At 69.9% G+C, this 3,893-nt stretch carries 3 protein-coding genes and 1 pseudogene; 1 reads left to right on the top strand and 3 read right to left on the bottom strand.

The window, feature by feature from the left end; genetic code table 11:
* Window positions 1-172: 172 nt before the first annotated feature.
* Entirely contained in the window at window positions 173-874 is a 702-nt protein-coding gene (rnhB, locus tag CCN29_RS26355; RefSeq protein ID WP_006130000.1) for a ribonuclease HII, read from the bottom strand.
* A gap of 128 nt (window positions 875-1,002) precedes the next feature.
* Complete coding sequence (locus CCN29_RS26350; RefSeq protein WP_031022871.1) at window positions 1,003-1,626, bottom strand: TetR/AcrR family transcriptional regulator; 624 nt, start codon at window positions 1,624-1,626, stop codon at window positions 1,003-1,005.
* A gap of 185 nt (window positions 1,627-1,811) precedes the next feature.
* Here CCN29_RS26350 and CCN29_RS26345 point away from each other — a divergent pair.
* A pseudogene (locus tag CCN29_RS26345) lies at window positions 1,812-3,356 on the top strand (MFS transporter); the annotation flags it as partial.
* A 193-nt stretch (window positions 3,357-3,549) separates the two neighbouring features.
* On the opposite strand, the gene CCN29_RS26340 reads toward CCN29_RS26345, so the two are convergent.
* Window positions 3,550-3,893: ADP-ribosylglycohydrolase family protein (locus tag CCN29_RS26340; protein WP_143661384.1), on the bottom strand; the 344-nt coding region annotated here is incomplete at its 5' end.

The following is a 3,893-nucleotide window of genomic DNA, read 5'->3' as shown; positions in this document are numbered from 1 at the left end:
ACCGGGTACGGGGCGGGGGGTCGGCGCGGTACGGCCGCTGGCCGGCGTGGCGCGGGGACCCTGGGCACTCTCGTGAATCTGAGGCTCCTCGGGAATGAGAGGCATGAGCTGATTTTTATCAAACGGTGGCGCGACCGGCATCGCCGGGTGGCACATCAGTGCGAACGTCTCGTCAGAAGTCGAAGCCGAGCTGGCCTTCGATCTGCGGGACGGTCGCCTCCGCCCAGACGCGGGCCTTCTTGAGGTGCCGCCACTGGGGCAGCGCATCAAGATACGCCCACGACAGCCGGTGGTACGGGGTGGGGCCCCTGACCTCCAGTGCGGCCCGGTGCACGGGGGACGGATACCCGGCGTTGTCCGCGAAACCGAAGTCTGCATGGTCGGCGCCCAGTTCGGCCATCATTTTGTCGCGCTGGACCTTGGCGATGACCGACGCCGCCGCCACGGCCACGCACGACTGGTCGCCCTTGATGACCGTCCTGACCTGCCAGGGCGAGCCGAGGTAGTCGTGCTTGCCGTCCAGGATGACCGCGTCGGGCCGTACCGGGAGGCCCTCCAGGGCGCGGACGGCCGCCAGCCGGAGCGCGGCGGTCATCCCCAGCTCGTCGATCTCCTCGGGCGATGCGTGGCCCAGGGCGTACGACGTGACCCAGCTCCGCAGCGTCTCGGCGAGTTCGGTGCGGCGCTTGACGGTGAGGAGCTTGGAGTCGGTGAGTCCCTGGGGAGGCCGACGCAGTCCGGTGATCGCCGCGCAGACGGTGACCGGGCCGGCCCACGCGCCACGCCCCACCTCGTCGACACCTGCAACGATCTTCGCTCCGGTCGTGGCGCGGAGTGAGCGCTCGACGGTGTGAGTAGGTGGTTCGTACGGCATGGCGCCCTTAGCGTACGCCGCCCGGTCCGGCGTGCGACACCCCGGTTCCCCGACCGCGGTCACCGTCGTCACCACCTTGTGATCAGGAGGCGTACGGGCTCGTTCTCAGGAGACGTGCGGGCCTGCGCTCAGGAGGCGTACGGGCGCAGCAGCGGAACCATCAACTGGTCGATCATCTGCTCCAGATCGACCTCGGACCATTCGCTGCCGCACATCTTCGAGCGGTACATCATCATCGCCGGAACGGCGTCGAAGACATAGCCGTTGGCCGCGTCGGGACGCACCTCTCCCCGCTCGATACCGCGCTCGATCACCTTACGGAGCAGCGTGAGGGTCGGCTCCACGACGCCGTCGACGATCACCGTCTGGAAGCGCTCGGCCTCCGTGTTGTCGCATTCGTGAATGACCGCGCGCAGGGCGCTTCCCGGCTTGGAGAACATGGCGTCCCGGGCCCTGCGGCACAGCTCCAGCAGGTCCTCGCGCACGCTCCCCAGGTCCGGCGCCTCGTGGAACTCGGGCAGCGCGGCGCGCAGGGCGTCCGCGACGAGGTCCTCCTTCGAGGGCCAGCGCCGGTAGACGGCCGCCTTCCCCGTCTGGGCGCCGGCGGCGACGCCCTCCATGGTCAGGCCGTTCCAGCCGACCGTGCTGAGCTGCTCCAACGCGGCATCGAGGATCGCGCGTTCCAGGACGGCGCCGCGGCGGCGGGAGGCAGCCGTCTGAGCGTGGGTGGCGGCCCAGCTCGAAGTAACCATCTGACTCTCTCCATCGAGCAGAGGAAGCGGACATTCGGGGATGAAGCACTCGCCGTACGGCGCCGAAGGGGGACGCGCCGAAGCGACGGCCAGACAGTGAACGCTTGCGTTCACTGTCGAGGGCTTCTACGGTTGACGCAACAGTGAACGCGTTCGTTCACTAATCCATTCGTGGGGGACCCATAGTGACCACCTCTCCTTTGCTCCAGGACCCCAAGCCGGGCGCTGCCCGCCGGCCGGGGCGTCCCGGGATCGCGCTCGCCGTCATCGCGGCCTGTCAACTCATGGTCGTACTCGACGCGACGATTGTGAACATCGCGCTCCCGCACATCCAGAATGCCCTGCAGTTCAGCACCACCGATCTCACCTGGGTGGTCAGCGCCTACACCCTGACCTTCGGCGGACTGCTGCTCCTCGGCGGCCGGGCCGGCGACATCCTCGGCCGACGCCGCGTCTTCATGAGCGGCATCCTGCTGTTCACCGCGGCCTCCCTGCTCGGCGGGCTCGCCCAGGAGCCGTGGCAGCTCCTCGCCGCCCGCGTCCTCCAGGGCATGGGCGGCGCGATCGCCTCGCCGACCTCGCTGGCGCTCATCACCACCACGTTCCCGGAGGGCCCCGAACGCAACCGCGCCTTCGGCGTCTTCGCCGCGGTCTCGGCGGGCGGCGGCGCCATCGGTCTGCTCGCGGGCGGCATGCTCACCGAGTGGCTCGACTGGCGGTGGGTGCTCTTCGTCAACGTGCCCATCGGCCTGCTGATCGCGGTGCTCGCACCGATGTTCATCAACGAGTCCGAGCGGCACACGGGACGCTTCGACATCGCGGGCGCGGTGACCTCGACGGCCGGCATGGCCTCGCTCGTCTACGGCTTCATCCGCGCGGCCGAGGAGGGCTGGAGCGACAGCCTCACCATCGGCTCGTTCGTCGCCTCGGCCGTTCTGCTGGCGGCTTTCGCCGTGATCGAGTCGCGCGCCAAGGAACCGATCACCCCGTTGCGGATGTTCGCCGACCGCAACCGCTCGGGCACGTATCTGATCATGCTCAGCCTCGCCGCGGCGATGTTCGGCATGTTCTTCTACATCGTTCTCTTCGTGCAGAACGTCCTCGGCTACACCCCGATCGAAGCCGGTCTCGCCTTCCTGCCGGTGACGGTGGTGATCGCCATCGGGGCGGGGGTGTCGCAGCGGTTCCTCCCGGTGTTCGGACCCAAGCCCTTCATGATCGTCGGCTCGACGCTGGCCGCGCTCGGACTGGCCTGGCAGACGCTGATCGACTCCGACAGCTCCTACGTCAGCGGCATCCTCGGGCCGATGCTGATCTTCGGCCTCGGCATGGGCCTGAACTTCGTGACGCTGACGCTCACCGCGGTCTCCGGCGTGGCCCAGCACGAGGCCGGCGCCGCGTCCGGTCTGCTCAACGCGACCCAGCAGGTGGGCGGCTCGGTGGGCCTGGCCCTGCTGACCACGGTGTTCGGCACGGCCAGCCGGGACGAGGCGGAGAAGCAGGTGCCGTCCTTCCTCGCGGAGGGGACGGCGCAGCAGAAGGCGGAGTTCGCCCAGACGCAGCAGCTTCCCGCGCCCTGGGGACACGAGGTGCTCGCGCAGGGCATCTCCGCGGCGTTCGTCCCCGCCGCCGCGATGGCGGTGCTGGCCCTGGCCGTCGCCTGGCTCGTCATCCGGGTCCGCAAGAGCGACCTCGAGGCGCTGTCCGGCACGGCGGGACCCGGTANNGGAGCAGCACGGCGCACAGCACCAGGAGTACGCCCGTCCACACGCCCATCCGACACCCCTCCCCCAGACCCTCACTCCACCCGCAGCGGACACACCGACAACGACCGACCGGTCACGCAGAGTTCCCGACCTGCACGGAGAGTTTCGATTCTCGACCCACACGGAAGGTTTTGGCGCGTCGGTTCTGGGAGGAGGCTCAGACCTCGACCGCCCGCGTCATCCACTCCGGCAAAGGCTCCACCCGCTCCGCCCATGCCTCCGGCGGCGCCCCCGCCGGCCCCGCCGCGACCACCCCGCCCACGATGGAACAGGTGGTGTCGACGTCCCCGCCCACCTGCGCGGTCGTCCAGAAGGCGGTCTCGTAGTCGCCCAGGGAGCGGGCGGCGGACCAGAGCGCGAACGGCACGGTGTCGTGCGCGCTCGTCCGCCGGCCGCAGCCGAGGACGGCCGCGACGGTGGCCGCGTCGCCGTAGTCGAGCATGTCGCGCGCCCGGCGCAGTCCCGCCCCGACCGCACTCCGCGCGGGCACCAGGGTGATGA

The organism is Streptomyces pseudogriseolus (genome assembly GCA_002154585.1).
GTDB classification, from domain to species: domain Bacteria; phylum Actinomycetota; class Actinomycetes; order Streptomycetales; family Streptomycetaceae; genus Streptomyces; species Streptomyces pseudogriseolus.
This window is presented reverse-complemented; position numbering and strand designations above follow the sequence as displayed.